A 24,207-nucleotide genomic window follows, 5' to 3' on the forward strand; every position below is an offset into this window, starting at 1 on the left:
CCTTAGAGAAAAGTTATTGTCTTTTCAATTTTCGTTTTACAGAAAATGGACTGCATGTTTCAACATACCATATATCAAGTTTTTGCTTTTTTTCCTTTCTATATACCTTCTTTTCCTTCTTCGCTAAAAAGAGAGAAATCGATCCAATACCTCAATATACATCAATGGCTGTCTCCCCGCCTGTTACTGCGCGTATTCCAACGCTTTTTCATCAAGCATTTTCGTCTGTGCTCGTTTTGCTTAATTTAAGTCTTATCAGGCACGCCCTTCTCATCTTGATAACTGTTTCACGAAAAGATAAGAAGACAAAAGGAATAAGAGCGGTTTCCCCCTGATTCCTTCTACTCTAACTGATTTTATACTGTCTACTTTTAGGATCGCATGCACAGGTATCTATCCCATTGGTTAAACATGTCGGAATTTCAAACTGAATTTATATATGTGAATATTCTGAAAAAATGATATAATTTGTATTGATAGATTACCAATATAAGGAGGTGTAAAACTTGATTACTAAAATCTATGTCGTGACGAAATCCATCGCCCGCAACACGCTGTAATCATTGCGATGGCTAGATTTTAGTAATCAGGATGGAGATGCTTGCCAAAACCAAAAAAATATATGCAATACTTTCCATCTTGTTTTTGCTAGTTTCCTATGTATTCTCTCCTGCTTATGCCGTGAAGGCCTCTGAGAATACCAATGAAATTAGTACCTATGTCCAAATTTCACAAGACACCGCACCGGTGAAAAACGCTGAAACAGCTGAAGTCATCGGAGAATTAACAAAAGGTTTGATATTGAAGGCAGCCAAACTGGAAGGAGACCGCGTGTATTTTCAGTGGGGGAAAGGACTCGCTTACATAGATGCTACCAATACACAAACGGTCGATCCTTCTCCGCCGTTTGAAGCTTATTCATACGATACAAACGATTCAACCATTCCATATATACAAACAAAAGAGAAAACAGCGATTCGATCACAAACCAATGATATCATCGGATACTTAATAGAAGGAAGTCAATATCCGATTTTCCGTGAGTTAGAAAACTCTTTCGAAATTATCATCGGAAATCAATTGGCTTATATAGAAAAATCCCCTGCCATTACGGTTGTGCAAAACGAGGAGACAAATCCGGCAAGCACAGAGAACAAGCCGAATACTCAAACCAATGCAACGAATCAAGTTGATTCCACATCAAATCAGCAATCGAATGCCACTGAAGCAACACAATCATCGACAACAATCCGTGCATCGATTGCATCCATTAAACAAAAAAAAGCTGCTACGTTTACTGCAAGTACGAAGTATTTTAAAGTGACAACCGATAAATTAGCAATCTACGATAACAGCACAGGAAAACTTGTTCAAGTCGGTTCTCTCGAAAAAGGGCAAGAATTTCCAAGAGTAAAAGATTACGGGAATTGGCACCAAATCAAGTATGGTAAAGGCTACGGATTTGTCTGGAAAGCGGCAACAGAGCCTTCTAACGGTGCAACGATTCGAAATATCAATTCTCTCGCCCCGTCTGGGAAAACATTCACCACCATCGCCGATGTTCCGGTATATGATAATTCATCTGGCCGGCTAGTAAAGTTTGCAACGATTCAAAAAGGAGTTAGCTATCCAATCTTAAAAGATTACGGAAACTGGTATGCAGTGGATGTAGCAGGACGGACAGGTTATGTTCATAAAAATGGAGTAAAATTACCATTCAAAACTACAGATCGCTATTTTGAAGTGATGGAAGATCGTGTGCCAATCTATGATAATCGTTCAGGAAAATTAGTGCCGATCGCATACTTAGAAAAAGGACAAGTGTTCTCTAGATTGCATGATATCGGGAATTGGCACATGGTGAGATATGGCCAGGAATTGGGTTATGTTTGGAAAGAAGCAACAAGACCGCCACTTCGAATTAATATCAAAAATGAACATAATAACGATCCTTATCCAACAAACCAAACCTTTTTCACATTATCTGATACGCCCGTTTATGATGACTCAAACGGTGCTCCAGTCCAAATTGCGACCATTAAGCCCAAGGTCATCTATTCGATCTTCCGGGAAGAAAGCGACACTTTTGTCATCAACATCGCTGGACGTATCGGGTATGTGTTAAAGGACAACACTCAAATCCGTCCAACTATCCGTTATACGTCATATTACTTACACCTTGAAACAGCACTAACTGCCCAAATGTCAACCAATCCGCAAACGGATTTATATCAAAATAACAAATCTTATGTACATTCTAATTATATCCAAGTTCAGCAACCAAATAGATTTCCAACAAAAGGAACTGTCACCGCTAAAACATTAAATGTCCATGAAGGAACAGGAACCACGTATTGGGTAGTAGGAACGCTGAAACAGGGAGACGTTGTCGATGTTGTAGGTAAAGTAGGGAAATGGTATGAAATTAAGTTTGGTCCTTGGAAAAACGCGAAACGGGAAGATGTGCAAGCATACCTTGATCCTGAACGAGTCAGCCGAAGCAGCAAGGAATTCTTCCAATTCCTTGTTTTATCAGAAAGTGCAGGTGTCCCAGTAAATGATTTAAATAATAAAATTTTAGCCAATAAAGGGATTCTTGCGGGAAAAGGGCAAGCTTTTATCGATGCTGGGGTGAAATATCATATTAATGAGATTTACTTAATTTCTCAAGCCTTATCAGAAACAAGAAATGGAACTTCAGAATTAGCTAATGGTGTATTAGTAGACACGGTGGACGGGAAGCCTGTCGAACCAAAAAAAGTATACAATATGTATGGAATTGGTACTAATAACAACTGTCCAATTCAATGCGGTGCTGAATATGCCTATAAACAAGGCTGGTTTACGCCGGAGGCTGCTATTATCGGCGGAGCGGAATATATCGCTAACCAATATATTAACAACCCTGCCTATAAACAAGACACGCTTTACAAAATGAGATGGAATCCGGCTAACCCTGGAATTCATCAACGTGCGACAGACATCGGCTGGGCATTCAAACAAGCCCGCAACTTGAGTCAGCTATATGATCTGTTGGATCATTATACCTTAACATTTGATGTTCCTTTCTATAGAATACATCTCGACGATTACTGAGAATCGAACACAAATATGATATTTTTGATTATGAACAAACTAATGATGGAAAACAAGAAACGAGCCCGAATGTGATTGTCGATTTCTTCGAAAATCTATCGGGTGCGCCGAGTCATCTTGACAACAGTTCCTTCACTGATGGCGCACCCCAATACATCCTCTATGATTTCTTGTTGTTCGTTCAAATGAACTAGTAGTAATGCAAGTATACCGTCAAGGCTGTCATCATCCCCCACTGCATATGATTCGTCACAAGAAAGGAAACTCCGTTTAGTCAGAATAATGGCAATGAGGGCATGATTTGACTTCTCGTCCTTGTTGTTTCACTTTAGTTACTGTCTACTAGTGATGAACCGTCTCCAAAACAGTGACTCAAACGCCCAACGTTTGAGTCACTGTTGTTTTTCTCACGTAATCGTTCAGCATCTGCAAATATGAAACATTTCCTATTCGACGAATGCTGTAGAATAAAAGCACGGGAAGATTTTGCTTGGTAAGCCGGTTGCCTTTGATTCCAACTGATCCTTTTTTATCTAACTAGATTTCCGACAAATAATGTCACATTAAACCTTTCAAATATAACATTTGAAAAGTCGCTTCTTTCATTTATAAGTTATCGCTAGTTTTCGATATAAAAATTTAGCTGAACTGAACTTTTACACCACTTAAATAAGAGAGGTTTGTAATCAACGGTAATAAGATAGTTCTTACGCTAATTTGGGGAGATGATTTTCTATATAACTACGTGGATATAATAGAATATCATAAAAATAAAGAGGTTCGTAACGATGATTAACCTTTCTCGGTTTCCTCTTGATTCAACTATTGAGTTACTAGATGTGTCTGATTTCGATGATAGTTTACGTTTAACAAAAAGCAACAGAACGTCCTTCTCCCTGCCTGTCATCATGTTTCCTCTCGCCCGCATAGTCGGTATACACGTGTGATTCAAGATCTTCCTATCGCTGATCAGCCTGTTCGACTCCCGCTTATTTCTCGAAAATGGTTTTGTGATGATTCTTCCTGTTCCGTTAAAGTGTTTACAGAGCGTTATGACTGGCTGGTGCCGCATGGCCGCGACTCAATACAGCAGCTCTTCCGCTTCATTCAGCTTTTCTTCATAGCGGCGGAGCCAATGAAGAAGCTCGTCTCTGAGTTCATGGATGGCATCAGATCCGATTCTGGGAATCTCCATCACGAGAGAGGGGAGTTCCCAGGAAAGCGAGGTTCTCGCACGCTGACAGGCGTCTTCCGCATCGGGGACATGCTCAGCTACAGTTTCCAGCTCTTCCGGTTTGACTCGAATCGTCGTCATTGCAGCTCCTCTATCTTTCGACGAATTTGGGCGATTTTCTTTCTCATTACTTTTAAGTAAAGAGTCAAAAATGTGCACTCCCACTCTTATAAAATAAAAAAAGAAACCCTGAAAGAGTGCCGCACACTCATTCAAGGTGTTTATAAATTACTTATATTGTACGGCTCCTAAAAATCTAAACTGATTTTTTCCATTTACATTTCCATTATATTGAAAGTCATAAAGTAAAATAACTGAGTTCGCTTCTTGATTTAAACGCTCACCGCAAAGTTCTATAAACTTTGGAATTATCTCCTCATCATAAGAAAAACCTTCTAGTAGAAAACGTAAAACATTCGATGGTTCATCATAGAATTCTACTTCTCTAAAGTCTTCATTATAGTAATCAATGTTAAAGTCTTTTTCAAATTCGGAAGGTAATAAATCTCCATCTTCTGTATAACTATTCAAAATATAGTTTTGAAGATCCTTATATGACTTAGAGCTGCCAATGAACAATGATACAAATCCTTCCTTATCCATATACTTCATACTCCTAATCGTATTTCAACCAATTTGTATTGGCACTCTCAATCCTGTCGACTTTGTTGACACGTTTATATCATGAGTTTATTTCGCCCATGGTTCATAATAAATTAATTACATTTTTATTATTTTTATATCACACTTATCTTCTTCCGCTATATCCATTGCATTATATAATACCTCAAAAAAAGTTTTCCCATCATTAGTTGCAAAATAATTTGCTAAATTAGTTACTTTTGAACTTATCTTATCTCCCCATGGTGGAACTTTTGATAAATCGTCAATATCCCATATAACTTGTTCAGGTGAATATTTTGAAAGTTGTTCTTCAATTTCTTTTAATTGATTCCTTGCTTTTGGTACATCATCCCATTTTAATTTATCATTGTACAAATCATTCATTAATAGAGGATACTTTGTCCCCCAACCTTCCTCTTCTAAATGGTACGAAATGGTTGAAAAGAAAGAATGAAGGAAATCCGGATGTCCTACTTCATAGAAAAAACAATCCACTAAGAAACCTACTGGCATAAATGTTTACCCACCTAGTTTATTTTGAATATTATTTCGGCCACACCATTTGTTCTTTCATTTATTCTATTTCTTACATCTCTTAATACATCTCTTGATATGCTTTGTCCTCTAACATCTATTATGACTGTCTGTTTTGTACCACTTGGCAAGTCATTTATTCTCTTATTAATCTGTTTTGAAACATTTCTTACTAAGTTACTTCTCCCTGATGGAGTAGTCAATTTATAGTTTTTTACCTCTATACTATGTCCTTTAATATAAAAATCCGGTCTGGAACTATGTTTTGTACCATGCTGTACTTCAACACCATCTTTAAATGACACTTGGTCACGGTATCCTGGATATTTTCTGATTGTCTCCAAGAAGGTCTAGAATTACCCGTTCCCTTAGCAACCCCCCGTTCCTTTCCCCACTTTATCTCCAAATTGACTCATCGAAATGCGTACCGAACTGACCGATTCTTCAGCGATTCCTATCATCTGTCCACTTGGTACCGCTCCAACTCCATCGACGGCTAGCTGCGTTCCCTGCAGGACAGAGCCAACATTTTCAAGAAAGTTCTCCCATTGCTTCTTGAACGACCGGATTGTTTCGGTGATTGGTCCTTTGATGACTTGGTGATAGATCGTTTGGAAGAACGGTTTGATTTTATTATAATTGAGGACGTTTTTCGTTTGCGAGACCAATTTGGAAACATCCACCGCTGTTTCCGCCGATTTCGCTCCTTTGATCGCGGCTTTACCGGCGACGCCTGCTCCTTTGACCAGAGGAACAAAAGAAGCCAATAACATTCCTCCCGCAAGCAGGCGGTCCCATCCTGAAATCCGTTCTCCAGTCACTGGATCGTATTCTCCAAACACTCGCTGCAAGTCATACCAGCCACTAAGCTCCAGACCGAATTCTTTCATGTTGTCGGCGAGCGTTTGGTCTGCCTGTCTGATGGCCGCGGCTGTTCGATACAGCAGTTCCTCCGCTTCATTTAGCTTTTCTTCATAACGGTCGAGCCAATGAATCAGCTCATCTCTGAGACTATCGATCGCAGCAGTGCTAATGCCGGGAATCTTCATCACCAACGATGGAAATTCCCACGAAAGCGAGGTCCGCGCACTCTGGCACGCGTCTTCTGCATCGGGGACATGCTCAGCTACCGTTTCCAGCTCTTCCGGATTGACTCAAATCGTCGTCATTGCAACTTCTCTTATCTTGTGCCAATTTGGGGAATTTTCCTGCTTCGCTATTAAAAAGGATCATCCGTAATGATGGACGTATACGTTACTTCAATGTGTAATATTATTACATTATCTTATTAAAGCGGTTAAGCAAATAAAAATCCCAGACGAGTAATTACTCGTTTGGGATGGGCTATAGGAGTATCAATCATCGCCGTACATAAGGTCATCTAACAACTCATTTTGAGCTTGAATTTCTTTAAATCTGTTTAACCTGTTCATTAAATACTTAATAGAAACTTCCTTATCACTCGATATTTCCTCTTCGTAAATTTTTATCTTCACTCCATTATTTGTTAAATCAGTAATGAGTTTCTCAAGTTTGGCGTCATCATCCTCATTTTTGAATAAGTCACATTCAAAAATGGGACTACTATTCTCTATTCTATTTTTTATATCACCAAGACCTAAGTTAGTATATTTTTTTACCATCGCCAAATGCTTTGTTTGAACAGTATTTTTGTCTAGTAATACTAGTATTTTTGACAATTAAATAACCTCCTTTCAATATCAACGATTAAAAATCATTTGGAATTGAATCGTTTATTGGTCTCCCAGGAAGACTATCTCGATAATTACCACCATGCCAACGATACAAGTGTTCTCTAAAAGTAACTGGATAAATAATTTCCCCTTTGTCAGCTATTTGTGGATACTTAGAAGCACTATATGCATGATGACCAATTATAGGCTTTCCATTGTGTTTTGGTATATTTCCATTCAAAATGTCTTTGATTTGTTCTGGCGTCCAATTTCTAGTCGGATTACCGTTCATTACCCGAACTTTTTCTTGTTCCCAAAAATTATCTACACCCCTATCCCTTCTTCTTTTAAATCTCTTGTTCCATTCCAATTGTTTCCATTCTTCTCGTGTTATTGTTCTATTTTTGACCTTTTCATTTAATATCTTCATTTTCTTACTACCCATAATCTTATACGGTGTTTCCCTTAGGGTTAAATCCAAATTTTTTGCTCTTTCTGCTATGATATCAGCCTCATTTTTTACTACTCTATCACCTATAGCATTCCCGTTATCCACCTCTTGACTCATCGAAAAGCGCACCGAGCTGGCGGATTCTTCAGCTATTCCTATCATCCGTCCATTTGACACCGCTCCAACTCCATCGACGGCTAGCCGCGATCCCTGTAGGACAGAGCCAACATTCTCGAGAAATTGCTTCCATTGCTTTTTGAACGAGCGGATCGTTTCGGTGATTGGTCCTTTGACGACTTGGTGATAGATCGTTTGGAAGAACGGTTTGATTTTATTATAATTGAGGACGTTTTTCGTTTTCGAGATCCATTTCGAAACATCCGCTGCTGTTTCCGCCGCTTTCGCTCCTTTCACCGCCACTTTTCCAGCAATTCCTGCCCCTTTGGCTGGAGGAATAATGGTCAACAATAACATTCCTCCCGCGAACAGGCGGTCCCATCCTGAAATCCGTTCTCCAGTCACTGGATCATATTCTCCAAACAATCGCTGCACATCGTACCAGCCAAGGAGCTCCAGACCAAATTCTTTCATGTTGTCAGCGAGCGTTTGATCCGCCTGGCGCATCGCCGCGACTGTCCGATACAGCAGCTCCTCCGCTTCATTCAGCTTTTCTTCATAACGGTCGAGCCAATGAATCAGCTCATCTCTGAGACTATCGATCGCAGCAGTGCTAATGCCGGGAATCTTCATCACCAACGATGGAAATTCCCACGAAAGCGAGGTCCGCGCACTCTGGCACGCGTCTTCTGCATCGGGGACATGCTTTGCTACCGTTTCCAGTTCTTCCGGCTGAACTCGAATCGTAGTCATTGTATCTCCTCTATCTTTCGCTGTATTCGGGCAATTTCCCTGCTAATTTCATGAAGAAGCTCATCTGCGGTCGCATAAATATGTGCTTCGATTTGCCGCAAGTCCCCGTATACCAATTCATACGCTTCCCTCGATTCTCCCTGCCAATGCGGAACATACTCGTCATTTGCGCGATAAAATGCACGAGTGCCATGATGAAATTCCTCGATCGCTTCTTCGACCTGCCCCCGATAGGATTGAAGGCAGCGGATCATGGCTACATATGCCCGACGCTTTGCTTCTTTTTCGATGGATCCCAATAAGGATGACACCTTCATTCCCTCCCCCATTTATCCAATACTTAAATGGTAACATAAGTAAAATAAGGAGAAATCATGATATATTCCTATTTTCCAAACAACCACCAGGACTTTTTCCTTATTCATCCATTCTTTCATACTAAGCATATAGAACGTTTCTTTTGGAATATAATGGTTTTACCGAATAAACTTTTTCATGCGTGGGACGATTATCGTGAAGAAGGGGATCAAAAAGCCGGAAATGAAAGCGCCAGACAGCTACGGCAGAAGCGATGATGAGAATGTTTGCAGGACGAGTGAAGTCAAATGGAAATAATTGGAATGAAAAGGAATCAACGGGATGATCAGAATCATAATGAATCTGATGGAAAAAGAGACAATGAAGCCGATACAGCAGATGACAAAAACAGAACAGGAAACCGAAAACAAGGATCATATGAAGCAATAGTTATCGGAGAAGACAGCGAAAGTAACGGGAGTCATTCAAGTCCATCTTCTATATTTAGATACACACGCAAGTTCATCGTATGGACTTGCTTTGAAATCGTTAGAGGTTGTTAAAAACGGGGAAAAAGAAAGGAGATTAGAGAAAACACTTACAAATAAGAAGCCCTCTTTTGAAGTAAAAAAAGAGGGAAAAAGCTCCCACAAAAACTTGATTCACACTATAACGAAATTCGAATTCAGACACAATTAAACTGCCTATCTCCTGCTGGATTCAGGAAACAGGCAGCATAAACGTTTTTTCTTTGTCTCAAATAAGCGGGGCAGTCCAGCAGCATCTGAAAGTCGCTTCTTTCATTTATAAGTAGTCTCCCATTTGAAATCCTCTTTTCATTTTCCTTCTGATCCATTATAGCTACATCATTATTGCAAGCTATTGATGATCACCATTGTTTTTATCTTTCCCTTTCTAAAATTATATAAATAAAAAGAAAAGCCCCGCAGAGATTCCTCTCCGCAGAGCTTTTCTACAATGTCCATAGTGCACAAGCATGCAACCTATTTAATGAGGTAATGATCTGGTTCTCCTGCAGTTTTTCAATTTTAAAGCTGCGAAAACCAGATCCACAACCGATTTGTGATTTATTTACTTTTTCACTTTTACAACTTTTCCAGCACTCTTATTTCCAGATCCGTCAACGGCAATCACCTTAATGGACGTTCCTGCTTTTTTAGGTGTTATTTTAATCGTATATTTCCCATACTTATCCGCTTTGGCGCTGCCGATTTTTTTGCTTCCCACATATGCAATGACCGTGGAATTCGCTTCCGCCTTCCCTGTAATCACTTTAGATTTACTAGTAACACTATTTACAATTGGAGCAGCAGGAGGAATTCTATCCACTACAACAACAACCCGCTCCTTGCTCGTATAACCGTATTTATCTTTTACCGTAATATAAAGCTTCGTTCCTGCCTTTTGTGTTGGAATCTTGATACTGAACGAACCTTTGCTATCGCTTTTTCCGGTGTACACTTTAGAGTTGATTTTTACGGATACGGCGCCATAAGCAATCGTTTTGCCGATAACTGTTGTGCTTTTATTACTAACTTCATTTACTGTAGGCGGAGCAGGCAATAATGATGGGCATTGAACGCTTAGACTGTATTTCCCTGTATCTCCAGAATATTTACTAATTTTTATATAATAAATACCTGCCTTTAAGTCTCCCCATCTAGACCACTTCTTCGGATTGCTTGGGCTCCCTGTATAAATATGCTCTGTGTACCATACTTTTTCTCCGTTGGCATCATATAAATCTAAGTATACGTCATCTATATATGAATCTAAATTAATTGTAATCCTGCCAGCTTTCGGTAACACTATTTTGTAAAAATCGCTATCATCATTCCAGCTGATAAAACCGTTTACTGTTTGATTATTTAATGTTAACTGCTGCGCCTCTTCAATCCCATTATTCGGTTCTTTTTCGTTATTATTCGCTGCAGTATAGCTTACCTTTAAATTATATTTCCCTGTATCTCCAGAGTATTTACTAATTTTTATATAATAAGTACCTGCCTCTAAATCTTCCCATCCAGACCACTTCTTCGGATTGCTTGGGCTCCCTGTATAAATATGCTCTGTGTACCATACGTTTTCTCCGTTGGCATCATATAAATCTAAGTATACGTCATCTATATATGAATCTAAATTAATTGTAATCCTGCCAGCTTTCGGCAACACTATTTTGTAGAAATCGCTATCATCATTCCAGCTGATAAAACCGTTTACTGTTTGATTATTTAATGTTAACAGTTGTGCTTCTTCAGTACCATTATTCGGTTCTTTTTCGTTATTATTCGCTGCAGTATAGCTTACCTTTAAATTATATTTCCCTGTATCTCCAGAGTATTTACTAATTTTTATATAATAAGTACCTGCCTCTAAATCTTCCCATCCAGACCACCTCTTCGGATTGCTTGGGCTCCCTGTATAAATATGCTCTGTGTACCATACTTTTTCTCCGTTGGCATCATATAAATCTAAGTATACGTCATCTATATATGATTCTAAATTGACTGCAATTCTGCCAGCTTTCGGTAATACAATTTTGTAGAAATCGCTATCGTCATTCCAGCTGATAAAACCGTTTACTGTTTGATTATTTAACGTTAACTGCTGTGCTTCTTCGGTCCCATCATTCGGTTCTACTTCGTTATTATTTGCTGCAGTATAGCTTACCTTTAAATTATATTTTCCTGTATCTCCAGAGTATTTACTAATTTTTATATAATAAGTACCTGCCTCTAAATCTTCCCATCCAGACCACTTCTTCGGATTGCTTGGGCTTCCTGTGTAAATGTGCTCTGTATACCATACTTTTTCTCCATTGGCATCATATAAATCTAAGTATACGTCATCTATATATGATTCTAAATTGACTGTAATTCTTCCAGCTTGATTTAAAGTTACTTGATAAATTTGTTCATCGTCAGAATCCGTTATATTCCCCGACACTTGTGTATCGAATGGCAATTCTATCACTGAACTTGCAAATACAAGATCAGCTTTAAACATGGCTATACTGAATAAGAGAATAAATGCAATAAAAGAAGAAATTGCCTTTTTTGTAATCTTCAACACAGTTCACCTCTTATGCAACTCAGTACTTTTTATGTAAAAATGTATTAAATAACTACCTTATCTAAGCAATTACCATTCTACCACCTTCCATCTTGGTTTTTTTAGTTCTATTTTACTATAATTCAAATTAATATAAAAACCTATATATTTTGACAAAATTCGACTATAAGCTGTATAACCCTCCAAAAGTCCTTAGAGTACATGAAATATATTACTGATTCAACTCTGACTAACTTTTTCAACTTCGTCTGGATATTGTTCCCCATTCCTGTCTAAACGTAAGAGTAAAGAAGCGAAAGAAACAATGACACGTCTCATGATACGTCACACACGATCTCACACCAACCGATTTATGAAAGCTAGAGAAGCAACAAGATAATATTTATTTACTCATGTGTATCATGGCTGTTTGTCCCGGCAAAAAGTCGCCCCATTTGTATCATCTTCATCGTCAATCAGTCTCTACCTATGTAAAACGTTTAATGAGATGGATAAATTCCTTATTAGAACGAAAAGGGGAACTAGGACTCCCATATTTTTTAAAGATCGAACAACAAAAAGAACTCAAGCCAATGGTGCTAGCAAAATTCTCCTTCTGACCAAGTATTGGGGTATACCGCTTCATGAACGACTCCTATCATTCGTAAATATGTGCGCAACATGTATGACGTAGAGATGAGTGTACAAGGATTCTGCACATGCTTTGGAGGTTACATTGAATCACACTCTTCCGGCCTATGTGCTCGCCAAAGCCAACTCGAAAAAACAACAGGAATTTGAGTAAGAAATAGACCTAATAAAAAAGAAAAGCCCCGCGGAGAAAAATCTCCGCGGGGCTTTTTGGAGATCTTTGATAGAAAACAAAGATCTTTACCACAATTATTCAACAATAACTTTAACTGTAACAACCTTACCATCAACTACGTATGTTAAATTGAATGCGTCCCCACTTTCTACACCAGTAAATGTAAGTGTAGAAGTACCGTTACCAGTGACAGATGGAACAGTACCATCGTTATCAGAGTTAACTAAGTTAGTTGCAGTTAACGTTATATTAGCTGAAGAAGAGATATCTTCACCATACTGGTCAGTAATTTTGAGAATTCCCTTAAGCTTACTGCTGTCTACTACATCAGCTACTGATCCTGTTACGACACTATCAGAAACAGTCAATCCGTTAGCAGATTTTAACTCAATTTTATCTGCTTTAGGCGCCGCTTTTGTAACAGTTACCGCTTTTTCAAGGATTACTGGACCATTTGGTGCATTAATGATTACCTTAACATTTACAGGTACATCTTTACCATCTGTTCCAACGATGTCGATCGCATTATTTGAACCATCTTTTACTGGAACGTTTAATTTACCAGTATCACTGTCATAAACAAGTTTGTTATTACCTGTAATAACTGTATATTCTGAAGCAGGAACAACTACTTTTTTACCGTCTGCTAATACACCGTATACTACAACATCTCTTGTATATGCATCAGTTGCAGTAGTTCCTTCTTCGTCGTAAATTGGATCAATATCTTTTAATTCGTAAGAAACGATATCAGCTTTTTCAGCAACTTTAACATTTAGTTCCAATTCACTTGAAGCAACGTTTTGAACATTACCAGTTGCATCTACTTTTTGAAGTGTTAACTTAATTGTTTCAGAGCCTTTTTTAGCGCCTGTTACAGTTACATTAGCATTATCAGATGCAATAACCGTATCAGTAGAAAGATTTACTTTATCAGCAGATGTATCTACCTTTTCTACTTTAACTAGATACTTTCCTGCATCAGTAGCAGTTGGCGATTTAGGAGCTAACTTTCCAGTTAAGTCGAAAGTACGACCATACTGATCTTTCACAACGATATTGTCTTTATTTAAGTTGAATGAGCCACCAACAGCTAAGTCAGTCACTACATCTTTAGTAGCAGTTATAACTTTAGCTTCTGCTTTATCTTTAATATCCACAACTAAAGTAGCAACCTTACCAGTAGCAGAAGTTGCAGTAATAATTACTTTACGTGCAGTTGAGCCTGCAGTGTCATCAAGGACTAATTTTGCTTTACCAGTTTTAGCATCTTGTACGAAAGAAACAGATGCATTAGCATCATTATCTGCTAAAGTAACTCCTTTAGCTCCAGTAAGAACTGATGTTTTTGTGATTTCTTTTCCATCCAAATCAAGAACTGAGAATGGAATTTCTGTCTTTTCACCAGCAACCACTAATTCTGGAGCTGTTAAAGTAACTGCGTCAGCTTTTACTCCCTCTTTTACTTCTACAACATATTGAGCCACTTTACCAGTTGATTTTGAGATAATAGAAATAGTTGCTTTTCCAGCTTTTAATCCGCCAGAAGGAGCTTTAAGCTCAAGAACTGTTTGTTTTTTACCGTCAATTGTAACTTGTTCAAAAATAGGAGTAGCTGCTCCACCTTTTACATCAATCACTGAAGTATCAGAAATAGTGACAACTACATCATTTGCGATTTTAGAAACAGGTACATCTTGACCATATTGATCTTTAGCAGTTACAAGGAGATGGAAGTCACTAGCAGTTGCATCAGTGTCTAGCACCGCATTTTTATCCTCATTGTAAATGCCTGTAATAGCTACATCAGCAACAGTTGCTTTATCAGAAACAGTTAAAACTTTTGATGTGAAAGTAGATGTTGCTGGATCTAATAAGCTTAGAGAAATCTTGTCACCAGCCTTATAATTGCTATCGTTATCAATAGTAATTACTCCTGTAGAAGCATCAGCTGTGACAGTACCTGTTGCACCTACATTCGCAGTTGGCACAATAGAAGTAGCAGTTTTAGTGATATCTTCGTTATATTGGTTATACACTCTATATCCTACAGTTACAATGGAAGCATCAGATGCATCTAAAACTGCATTTTCAGAAAGAATTTCAATTTTAGATACTTTTTCATCTTCAACTGTGACCGTTTTTGTAAGAGCTGTATCAGTTAATCCAGTTACACTTACAGTGTAGTCACCTTTAGTAAGTTTGCTTGTTAATTCAATTTGTGCGGACTTTTTATCAGCAGCAAAAGTAACATTAGCAATATTTGCCGTGATGCTACCTTTTTTCACTTCAAACTTAGCTTTTGTGTCATCAACAGCTTTGTTGAATTTAACTTCTAACTTTTTAGCGCCAATCGCACTTACCGATTCAACTTGAGGTGCTTTTGCTGCCTCTTGCACATCCAACGCACGTTTTACAAATGAAGCAAATGCTGCGCGAGTAACAGTGCCTTTTGGATTGAATTCTTTAACAACTGTTACGCCGTTCGCTTCTAATGTTTGGATATAGTCACGAGCATAAGCGTCCGCTTTTTCTAAATCCGTGATTTGAGATTTGAAATCAGCTGGTTTTGTTAATTTGAATGCTTCTACAAGCACTTTCGCCATTTGTTGACGAGTGATGTTTTGAGATGGATTTAATTTTCCATCAGTTCCTGTCATTACGCCTGCTGCTTTAACGATTGCAGCTGCTTCTACTAATTCTTGGTCTTTGCTGTCAACTGGAACATCATCGAACGCTTTTTTGTCAGCAGGAACTTGGAATCCTTGCTCTTTTAAAATGCGCGCGAAGATTTTCGCTACTTGACCGCGTGTAACGTTGCTGTAAGGTTTGAATGTACCATCTTCAAAACCTTTGATGTATCCTTTTTCAACTAATGCGCTAATGTCTGCTGCATGCGAATCGCTTGGATCTACGTCGCTGAATGATGCAGCGTTCGCAACCACTGGTCCGATTGCTGTAGCTACTAGCGCAGCAGATACAGAACCAGCCAAAAATTTACGGTAAGACTTTGGTTGGTAAGCCATCTGTATTATTTCCTCCCTTTTATGGTAATTTCTATAAGTATTTAAAACTAAATTTAAGAGATTATTTATTATGTATAGTTTCCCCCTCTTAAATTTAGCTACTAAACAATTACTAGTATAGTTTTTTATAGGCACTTTGTCAATGTATTCCTATGTTGGATGCCATAAAAAGTGCACAAATTTCTCTCTCTAGCTAATATTCTACTAAAAATGCCATGTTATGCAAGCGTTTTTCATAAAAATTCGCTCTTTTTTTTCTGACTTTTTTGTTTCAACAGGATTACTTTATGCTTCTTTAGTCCCCTTCATGCCTAAAAATTTGTTACAAAAATGTAAAGTTCACTAATCTGCAAATATGTTAGACTACCAACAGCGACAAATTTCGGGAAATTTTTATATAGAGAAGGGGATGTGTCGAATATGCGAAGGCAGCTGATGTTGGTGATGCTTATGTGCGGAAGCGTTTTGTGGATGAGCGAATCGCCAGCAAATGCGCAGACAAATCATGTTGCAGTGAATTACGACAAGATTATTCCCGCATCCAAAAAATATGTTGGCGTTCCTTATCAGTGGGGCGGAACGACAGCGAAAGGATTTGATTGCTCCGGTCTCATTTACCACGTATATAGTTCGCTCGGCATCGACGTTCCGAGAACGACGGCAGAGATGTATCGAATGGGAGTAAGCGTGAAAAAGGAAGATTTGCGCGTCGGTGATCTCGTCTTTTTTGATACAGATGGCAATGGGGTCTCCCATGCTGGAATATACATAGGAAATGGAAAGTTTATTCACTCTTCTTCCTCCAAAGGGGTTATCATTTCATCGCTGGACGATCCATACTATTGGGGGAAAACATATATAGGGGCAAAAAGGGTGCTCGCTTATCGCTTGCAACCGGGGCGATTTCAAGACATTCCTACATCTTTCTGGGCATTTAACGAAATTCGCACACTTTCAGAAGATGAATTAATGATCGGTTATGCTGATAGCTATTTCAAGCCGAACGAGCCGATTACTCGTGCTGAAGTCGCTTCTTATTTAGGAGAATACTTACAGCTTGATCTTTCTGACCGTTCAGCTATTTTCAAAGATGTGTCTTCTGACCATTGGGCAATCGGTGCGATTAATGCGATGCAAAAAAAAGGGTTTCTAACTGGCAGCAACGGAAACTTCCGTCCTGAAGATAACTTAACTCGTGCCCAGCTCGCTGTTATTTTAACAAGAGTATTTCAATTGAAACCACCAGCTACACATCGATCGTTCACCGATGTGCCGCCGACCTTTTGGGCGTACAAAGAGATTCAAGCATTAGCCGCTTCGGGAATCACAACCGGATACGAAGATGGCACGTTCCGTCCAAACGACACCGTTAGCCGGGCACAATTCGCTGTATTCCTCTATCGTTCCATCCATGAGTAACATAAGAAAAGCGGAGGCGAGCAGTTAGCTCCGCAGGGCTAATGTTCTTCGCATGCAGAGGTGCTCGACACCTCAAGGGTGAAGGTTATTTGACCCCGAGGAGCTGCGAGCCGAGCTAGACAATAAGAAAAGCGGAGGACTTAACAAACACTAAAAACTCCGGACAATGAATTGGAACGATTCGATCCTAAAAAAAGAGATGGTCTCATTTGGTGAGACCATCTCTTTTTTATTACTCTTGCTCTTTTCTCTCCAGCGTTCGTTTTAAGAAAAGTGCAAATTGTGAGCGTGTCACGTGCTCATTTGGCCGGAACGTATCGACGACTGTAATTCCGTTGTAAGCGAGTGTATTAATGTCCTTGTAGTTCCAGAAATCCTGCGGCACATCCGCAAATGTTTTCTGTGTTTGCGGCGTATCGTAATACTGTTGATACGCACGAACTAAAATGGAAGCCATTTGCGCGCGCGTTAAATATTCGTTCGGTCGCAAGTTTCCCCCTTGTCCCATTAAACCGTAAGCTTCCGCAATCACCATCTCTTCATATCCTAAATCCCCTGGTTTCATATCTTTTGCTTTTGGTACATATCCGTTCGGAAGCTTCAGACCAAGCTCATTGACCAACATTTTCGCTGCATGGCGGCGAAGAAGCTTGTCATTTGGCCGGAATGTTCCGTCTGTGTATCCGTTAATCACGCCCTTTAGAGAAAGGTACGTAACAGCAGAAGCAACTTCATTGCTAGAGATATCTGTAAAAATTTTCACTTCTCCTTTTACAACATTGGAGGAAGCAACATACCCGTCAATTCCATTTCCTCTAACATGATAATAGACATAGTGGTTATACGGATTAGCTGCTGATTCATAAGGACCTCCGACAATTTCAAGCGGTGTATAATGAGCCGCTTTCAAAATAACCGCACCATCGACCCCGTTACGAATGTTGGAATATGACGCGTCTTTGTTCCATGTATACACTTTATCGCCTGCTTTATAATGTTGGGTGGTCATTGTATTTAATTGCGGCCATGTGTATTGCTTAACAGGAAAATATATAATGTCCGGTTGATTTTCATCGGAATACTCCACTTCAAAGCTTGGAATGCTTTTGACATTGACGAGACTATGATTTCGAATGATATCAAACACACGCTCTTGATATGGCTTTTTCTCATGCGGTAAATTCGGGTCATTGCGCTTTGACAAACCGTTATACGCCATTACCGCAAAATACCAGTGTTCAATGATGTTGGGATTCTGGTCGTTTATTTTCGGAATGCGCGTTCCGGCCCAGTTCCATTTTTCTTTTAATATTTGCGCGCCAATGTCAATATTATATTTCGTATCGTACATAAGCCGCTCTTTATCAATCTTTTTAGCTTGAAGCTCTTCATCTGTTAATGTGACTTGCATGATGCCAATGCCGCCGTCTTCTGTGACAATAGGATTCCCCATATCATCAAATTGCTTCATTCCCGTTTCAACATACGCCATCGCTTTTAAAATTTCTGCTGGTATGTCGTATTTATTGGCTGCTTCGTACAATAATTGTTTAATTTCCACAGTTGTCAGATTAACAGTGTTTTGCTTCGTTTTACTGCTTTCAATTTTTTGGTTCGTTTCATCAAGAATATCGGCATGGGCCACCGCTTGAGGAACAAGCAGAATGGCCAAAACCGCCCATAAACTCGCCACCATGCTTCGCATAAGCTTCCCCCATCCTTTTTACATATATTAATAAAAATTGTAGATTCATAGGCAACAAATCTAACCCAACGTAAAATGTCAGACCCTTCTTTTTTATTGTTCTTTTTTGTCCAGCGTCCGCTTTAAAAATAACGCCAATTGACCACGTGTCACGGTGTCGTTCGGGTGAAACGGGTTGGCGATGGTGATGCTGTTATCGGCAAGAGTGTTAATGGCATCGTACGCCCAAAATGACGGTAAAACATCTATAAACGAGCGGTTCGTCGTCGGCTTTTTATACACATTTGCATACGCTCGAACAAGGACAGCTGCCATTTGTGCCCGCGTCATGTATTCATTCGGACGAAGCTTCCCGCCTTGACCGAATAATCCATACGCCTCAGCAATCGCCATGTCCTCGTAGCCAACATCGCCTGCTTTGATGTCGGTTGCTTTCACTTTATAGCCTTCAGGCAGCGTAAGACCAAGTTCTTTGACAAGCATGCGTGCGGCGTGGCGGCGAAGAAGCTTTTCGCTTGGGTGAAAGGTACCGTCCGAATAGCCTGTCACAACTCCCCGTTCATATAAAAGCTGCACTGCTTTCTTCATTTCTTCATCATCGATGTCAGGAAAAAGCGGCCGAGTGCTTACGCTTGAAGCGATGTTGCCATAGTTTACTTTTAACGTCGTTGAGCCGCGGTTAAATCCTTTCTGCGCATGTTGAACCGCACGGAATAAGACGCTATCGTTCCAGTCTTTCTGGAATAACCAAGAAACATCATCGCTTAGTTTTGAAGGATCGTACCATTTTTCACTCACACCACTAGAAAACGTATCCAAGTAGACGGAGGCATAACGACCGTTTCCGTCTTGCGCATTCACATACGCGCTTGTTTTCGGGCTGTACAAATATAGACGCAAATTGTAATAAGAAGCGTTCAATGAATTCGGTGAGTAGCCTGTCAATAAAAGGGAAAGCGGCGATTGCACCACATAGTCGCTTCCTAACTGATCGTGCCAATAGGCTTCCTCACTCGGCAGTTCAAACGGTGTCGGCAGCGCGGCATTCATTTGCATATGCCCTTTTAACGCAAGACTGGAACCGAATAATTGCACATAATCCTCGGCTAAAATTTCCGGAAGTGACCATTCATATGCTCCACTTGCATTAACATGGACGGACGGGTAACGGAATAACTCGCGCGCTGCAGCGTATTTGGAGCGAAGCCAATCGCTCGGCTGCAGCTGTTCCTTATTGATCAAATAGTAATACGTAAAATGATGACCGTATTCATGAGCTAGTGTCGTCGCCATTTGCTCTACGGTTGTAAAATCGTTGCCGCCATATAAATGGATGATGCGGTTCGGTAAAAGCGTTAATGTTTTTCCGATTTGGTATTCGGCAAAGTATTGCCCAAGTACATTCTCTCCTGCCGGATAATCAGGAAAAATCATGATTTTCCCAAGAAGGGAAAGCTCAGGGCCATGCTTATTCGCCAGCAGCTCTGCTTCAAGTGCTTTTAATTGCGCTGTCGTGCGCCATTTCGTGCTGTAGCTTTCAATCGTCACTCCGCTTGCTCCTTTATAGCGGGCGATGAGCGGATAAAAGTCTTCGTAACTGCTTTGAGCCTGCGCCTTGTTTGTGAGGTCGACGACGTGGGCATCAGCCGCTTTTCCACCAAAGAGGAACATCACGAAAAATAGAAAAATGACCGCATATTTACGCATTATGCTCTTCTCCTTATATATTTTCTAATTTCATAGTACCATAGATTCGGAGCAAGACAGAAAAATGTTTGTTAGAGAGAAAAAAGATGCTTCAAATGCATCTAGCATTTCAAAGCATCTTTTTTCATTATTATTTTACAGGTGAAATCGAAAGCGTATATGGTTGTGCGTTTGGACGGGCAAAAGAGTCTTCGACGACAAAATAATATTTTCCTTTTTTCAATGAAATGGTAGCGACTTCGCTATCACCTTCACCATAATAGTCGAATGTTTGCACAAGCCCGCCTTTTTCGTTATAGATGGAAATCACACCATCCATCGTGCTTGATCCATCTAATTTGACTGTGAATTTTCCGTCTTTCGTCACAGTTAATGTATAGTAGTCTTTGTCGCCATAATCGACGGACGTATTCAAATAGCCCGTTGCTTTGTATGTGCTGCCTTCTTTTTTAAAGCCTAACGGTTTGGATGGCACATTGTTTTTCACAACAGATGCAGCATCTTCATCTTTTTTGTTCAATGTTTCGATACCAAAGCGGTATGATTGTAGCGACAATCCTCCCCAAGAAAAACCATTGTTGATAAAGAAGTAGCCTGTATCTTTTTTCGCTTTAAACGAACCGTTCACATCATACATCGGGTTCAATTCGTTCGGCCAGAAATCGATCGCCTTTGATGCTTCGTCTTGATCGATATTCATATTGCCATTCGTATCTTCGACAACTGTGATAAGCGGAATTAATGTACCGCGCAAGTCTTCCGGTAAGTTCGCTTCATTTTCCAGTTTGTTTGGCCGCGCAAAGAACGTAAAGATTTCATCGGCTTTTCGGTGTTTATAGTAGTAAATATCAACATCATTTGGTAAAACAAGGTTCCCTGTCGTTACTTTGTTTGGTTGAACGACGGTCGCGCGAATCGGCTCGTTATTATTTTCGTTCGCATCTTTTGGAGCATCCATCAATTTTTTCGATACAAATGTATATGGATCAGAAACTGGTTGGTAGCTGTCGTTTGCCATGGATAAATAATATTCTTTTCCTTTTTCTAATACCAGCGTTAACGATGATGTCTTTTTGCCGGTAAAGTAATCGTAGCCGTAATAATCGGCGACTGGAGATAAATCATCTTGTTTTGCATCGTATTCATAAATCGTCGCCCACGGAATCATGTCGTCTGGTGTATCAAAGGTAAATTGATAAATGGCTGTTTCATTAACAGAAAGCTTATAAAAATCGAGGTCTTCGCCAAATTGAATATACCCTGATTGCTTACCGCCAATATTGTAAGGAAGGGCTTGTTCTCTAATTTGTTGTACATCCTCTTTTTCAAAATTGCGCCAAGTTCCGTCGTCCTCAACAATAATCGCGTTTCGTTTTTTCGTATTTTGATTTAGCTGTTGTTCCGCTGCTGGCGACGTTTCTTCTGTCGATCCGTTTTCTTCCGGATTTTCGAATGATGGATAGCCGTCTTCATCCGGCGGGCTCGTTACTTGTTCCGCTGTTAAGCGATACGGAATCGCTGAAGCAGGAAGTCCGCTTCCCTCATCACTGCTTGTCGGATAAGAACCGTAATATACAAAATCGCTAATCGGCTCACTAGAAGCTTCAATAATATATTCCGTGTCCGGCTGTGCCTCAAACGTTAATGTTTCACCTTTTCCGCTTCCGTTGTTATTAGCGATTGCGATTGGAGAAGGAGACTCTTGTTCTTTTGCATTCGGATCAGCTTGACGATAAAAGTCTTCAGCAAAATAGACGCTTAGCGATGAATCGATTCCCGGAATAGCGGAAAGATTTAGCTTAATCGTCGTTGGTTCTTTCACCGTCAGCTTGAAATAGTCTTTATCGGCTTCCTTCTCATTTTCTGGAACAAATGTGAACGGAGCAAATTCTGTCTTTTCGCTATCAAATGGAAGCTGTTCAATGGCGACAGGATTGTCTTTTGTTGATGGGTCCGCCGTTAACTCAGCAAACTTTTGCAATGTTAAGGTATATGTTGATTTGCCTTGCAAGCTGTAGTTGCCGTTTGCATCTGTTACGCCGATGACAAGAGTGCCATTTTCTTTCGCTGTATACAATTTTCCTTCCACTTCTCCGGCATGCGTGTCATTGACATTGATTGGCTTGTCCGACTGTTTCTTTCCTTCCGGATAGAAGCGGAAAATCAGTTTGTAGTCGTAATCTTTTGCGCCATCAAGCACCGCTTGAACGCTTTCTCCAGCTTGTAAATCGACTTTCATCCAATGAACTTCTTCAGGTGTCTTGAAGCTTCCTGTTTTTGTATATGGCTTTTCTGTTAGCTGTACCGGAAGAGCTTTGGCAAGAATGGTTTCATCGTTCCATGTTTCTTTTTTCGGCAAGTTCTTTAAATTAAATTGAAGCGCAGCAACTGGGTTGACAAGACCATTCGCATATTTCAAGTCGTATCCTTTTTCACCTAAATCGGTTGCCGTTTTTTCTAAAATCGCTTCGACCTCATATGGTTTTAAGTTTGGATATTTTGATAAAATAAGCGATGCCACGCCAGCGACAACCGGAGAAGCCATTGACGTTCCGCTTAATTCAGCAAATGAAGCTCCTTTTGTCGGATCATAAACGGTGCTGTATACATCGACTCCCGGCGCAACGATGTCAACAGACGGGCCGTAATTCGAGAAATTAGCTAAGTGGTTTTTGCTGTCGGTTGCACCAACGCTAATAACCCCTTCATAGGATGCCGGTATGGAGTACATATCCGTCGCATCATTTCCAGCTGCGGCAACGACTGTGACTCCTGCATCAATCGCTTTTTTCACCGCATCTTCTAAAATCGGCGAATTAAAGTAGCCACCGAGGCTCATGTTAATGACTTTCGCCCCTTTTTCAATCGCATATAAAATTCCTTGGGCGATGACATAGTCGCTTGCCCCTGCGCCGCCGTTAAAAACGTCGATCGGCAAAATTTTTACGTTCGGATTGATGCCGTGTGCACCGACACCGTTATTGGCCGTTGCCCCGATAATACCGGCAACGTGCGTTCCATGAAGATCTTTGACCCCCGGATTCGCCGGGTTCGCTGCATTATAAGATGGCAACAGTTGTGCTTTTAATTCCGGGTGTTTCATATCAAGACCTGTGTCGATGACTGCGACGGTTACGCTATGTTTGCCAGCGAGTTGCAGCGCTTTATCAATTTGCAATAAAGAGAGCGGGTACATTTTCTCATTTTTCGGATCATTTGTACCAAGCTTCTTGTATGTAAAACTAGGTGTTACGCTCGTCACCGTTTTTAATTTTGCATAGTTGCGTGCAACTTCTTGCAATGTTTTTCCTTTTTGCAAGGTGACGACATCATAGCCTAACTGCGGGAACGATTTTTTCACGTTCGCACCGAGGCTGCGATGAACGCTTGCTGGAATTTTGTCTTTGTACTTGACGATGAGCGTATCTTCGCTGATTTGGTTTTGCGCTTCCTCAAGCTGCTTGTACGCCAGTGGTGCTTTCACAACGTTGTATGGTTGCTTTTTCAACTGCTCAAGCGGCGGCAGCGTCGTCGCTTGGGCAAAGCTAGGCAGGACAAGCGTTGAAGCCAGTCCAAAAGAAAGAGCAGCCTTTTGCCATTTTTTCATGCTCAGTTCCCCCTAATCTTTTTGTAAAAAAAATAGATTTCAATA

14 protein-coding genes and 2 pseudogenes are annotated in these 24,207 nt (G+C 40.1%); 3 read left to right on the top strand and 13 right to left on the bottom strand.

All coding sequences use genetic code 11. The features are described from left to right. The first annotated feature begins 597 nt into the window (after window positions 1-597). Window positions 598-3,096, top strand: coding sequence for an N-acetylglucosaminidase (locus ISX45_RS14410; RefSeq protein ID WP_228485560.1), 2,499 nt, complete (start codon window positions 598-600; stop codon window positions 3,094-3,096). Window positions 3,097-4,180: 1,084 nt separating this feature from the next. On the opposite strand, the pseudogene ISX45_RS14420 reads toward ISX45_RS14410, so the two are convergent. From ISX45_RS14420 to ISX45_RS14455, 8 genes and pseudogenes are all read right to left on the bottom strand, one after another. After that, a pseudogene (locus tag ISX45_RS14420) lies at window positions 4,181-4,411 on the bottom strand (pre-toxin TG domain-containing protein); the annotation flags it as partial. A gap of 147 nt (window positions 4,412-4,558) precedes the next feature. After that, a complete protein-coding gene (locus ISX45_RS14425) occupies window positions 4,559-4,933 on the bottom strand; it encodes an immunity 22 family protein (RefSeq protein ID WP_194519297.1) in 375 nt (124 codons plus the stop codon). Between the two features lie 117 nt (window positions 4,934-5,050). Continuing rightward, window positions 5,051-5,467 carry an immunity 70 family protein gene (locus ISX45_RS14430; RefSeq protein ID WP_194519298.1) on the bottom strand — a complete coding sequence of 139 codons (417 nt, stop codon included), beginning with the start codon at window positions 5,465-5,467 and terminating at the stop codon, window positions 5,051-5,053. Window positions 5,468-5,481: 14 nt separating this feature from the next. Next, a complete protein-coding gene (locus tag ISX45_RS14435; protein WP_194519299.1) occupies window positions 5,482-5,832 on the bottom strand; it encodes a hypothetical protein in 351 nt (116 codons plus the stop codon). Window positions 5,833-5,972: 140 nt separating this feature from the next. Next, window positions 5,973-6,627: pseudogene (locus ISX45_RS14440) on the bottom strand (pre-toxin TG domain-containing protein); the annotation flags it as partial. A gap of 216 nt (window positions 6,628-6,843) precedes the next feature. Next, window positions 6,844-7,188 carry a hypothetical protein gene (locus ISX45_RS14445; RefSeq protein ID WP_064551988.1) on the bottom strand — a complete coding sequence of 115 codons (345 nt, stop codon included), beginning with the start codon at window positions 7,186-7,188 and terminating at the stop codon, window positions 6,844-6,846. A gap of 28 nt (window positions 7,189-7,216) precedes the next feature. Next, window positions 7,217-8,503, bottom strand: coding sequence for a pre-toxin TG domain-containing protein (locus ISX45_RS14450; protein WP_194519300.1), 1,287 nt, complete (start codon window positions 8,501-8,503; stop codon window positions 7,217-7,219). After that, on the bottom strand, window positions 8,500-8,814 hold the full coding sequence (locus tag ISX45_RS14455) for a DUF5082 domain-containing protein (RefSeq protein ID WP_194519301.1): 315 nt from the start codon (window positions 8,812-8,814) through the stop codon (window positions 8,500-8,502). The genes ISX45_RS14450 and ISX45_RS14455 overlap by 4 nt, the downstream gene beginning before the upstream one ends. 294 nt (window positions 8,815-9,108) lie before the next feature. On the opposite strand from ISX45_RS14455, the gene ISX45_RS14460 reads away from it, so the two are divergent. Continuing rightward, entirely contained in the window at window positions 9,109-9,363 is a 255-nt protein-coding gene (locus ISX45_RS14460) for a hypothetical protein (RefSeq protein WP_194519302.1), read from the top strand. 529 nt (window positions 9,364-9,892) lie between these two features. Here the strand turns inward: ISX45_RS14460 and ISX45_RS14465 are convergent. Together ISX45_RS14465 and ISX45_RS14470 are read right to left on the bottom strand one after the other, a co-directional pair. Further along, complete coding sequence (locus ISX45_RS14465) at window positions 9,893-11,890, bottom strand: DVUA0089 family protein (protein ID WP_194519303.1); 1,998 nt, start codon at window positions 11,888-11,890, stop codon at window positions 9,893-9,895. Window positions 11,891-12,772: 882 nt separating this feature from the next. Beyond that, window positions 12,773-15,724: an S-layer homology domain-containing protein gene (locus ISX45_RS14470; protein WP_194519304.1), complete on the bottom strand. Its 2,952-nt coding sequence runs from the start codon at window positions 15,722-15,724 to the stop codon at window positions 12,773-12,775. Between the two features lie 420 nt (window positions 15,725-16,144). Between ISX45_RS14470 and ISX45_RS14475 the strand changes: the two genes are divergently transcribed. After that, on the top strand, window positions 16,145-17,143 hold the full coding sequence (locus ISX45_RS14475) for a C40 family peptidase (RefSeq protein WP_194519305.1): 999 nt from the start codon (window positions 16,145-16,147) through the stop codon (window positions 17,141-17,143). 232 nt (window positions 17,144-17,375) lie between these two features. On the opposite strand, the gene ISX45_RS14480 is transcribed toward ISX45_RS14475, so the two are convergent. From ISX45_RS14480 to ISX45_RS14490, 3 genes are all read right to left on the bottom strand, one after another. Continuing rightward, the gene (locus tag ISX45_RS14480) at window positions 17,376-18,848 is read right to left on the bottom strand and encodes an S-layer homology domain-containing protein (protein ID WP_194519306.1); all 1,473 of its coding nucleotides are present in this window, start codon (window positions 18,846-18,848) and stop codon (window positions 17,376-17,378) included. A 93-nt stretch (window positions 18,849-18,941) separates the two neighbouring features. Continuing rightward, window positions 18,942-20,555 (bottom strand): S-layer homology domain-containing protein, encoded by a 1,614-nt coding sequence (locus ISX45_RS14485; protein WP_194519307.1) that lies wholly within the window; start codon window positions 20,553-20,555, stop codon window positions 18,942-18,944. A gap of 130 nt (window positions 20,556-20,685) precedes the next feature. Then, entirely contained in the window at window positions 20,686-24,162 is a 3,477-nt protein-coding gene (locus ISX45_RS14490; RefSeq protein ID WP_194519308.1) for a S8 family serine peptidase, read from the bottom strand. Window positions 24,163-24,207: the final 45 nt, after the last annotated feature.

It is taken from the genome of Thermaerobacillus caldiproteolyticus, from assembly GCF_015326725.1.
Taxonomy (GTDB): Bacteria; Bacillota; Bacilli; order Bacillales; family Anoxybacillaceae; genus Thermaerobacillus; species Thermaerobacillus caldiproteolyticus.

Excerpts from the sequence above, each read along its gene's own strand:
- ISX45_RS14410 (WP_228485560.1), top strand. The coding sequence starts at position 598 with ATGCTTGCCAAAACCAAAAAAATATATGCAATACTTTCCATCTTGTTT.
- ISX45_RS14425 (WP_194519297.1), bottom strand. The coding sequence starts at position 4,933 with ATGGATAAGGAAGGATTTGTATCATTGTTCATTGGCAGCTCTAAGTCA.
- ISX45_RS14430 (WP_194519298.1), bottom strand. The coding sequence starts at position 5,467 with ATGCCAGTAGGTTTCTTAGTGGATTGTTTTTTCTATGAAGTAGGACAT.
- ISX45_RS14450 (WP_194519300.1), bottom strand. The coding sequence starts at position 8,503 with ATGACTACGATTCGAGTTCAGCCGGAAGAACTGGAAACGGTAGCAAAG.
- ISX45_RS14460 (WP_194519302.1), top strand. The coding sequence starts at position 9,109 with ATGGAAATAATTGGAATGAAAAGGAATCAACGGGATGATCAGAATCAT.
- ISX45_RS14470 (WP_194519304.1), bottom strand. The coding sequence starts at position 15,724 with ATGGCTTACCAACCAAAGTCTTACCGTAAATTTTTGGCTGGTTCTGTA.
- ISX45_RS14475 (WP_194519305.1), top strand. The coding sequence starts at position 16,145 with ATGCGAAGGCAGCTGATGTTGGTGATGCTTATGTGCGGAAGCGTTTTG.
- ISX45_RS14480 (WP_194519306.1), bottom strand. The coding sequence starts at position 18,848 with ATGCGAAGCATGGTGGCGAGTTTATGGGCGGTTTTGGCCATTCTGCTT.
- ISX45_RS14485 (WP_194519307.1), bottom strand. The coding sequence starts at position 20,555 with ATGCGTAAATATGCGGTCATTTTTCTATTTTTCGTGATGTTCCTCTTT.
- ISX45_RS14490 (WP_194519308.1), bottom strand. The coding sequence starts at position 24,162 with ATGAAAAAATGGCAAAAGGCTGCTCTTTCTTTTGGACTGGCTTCAACG.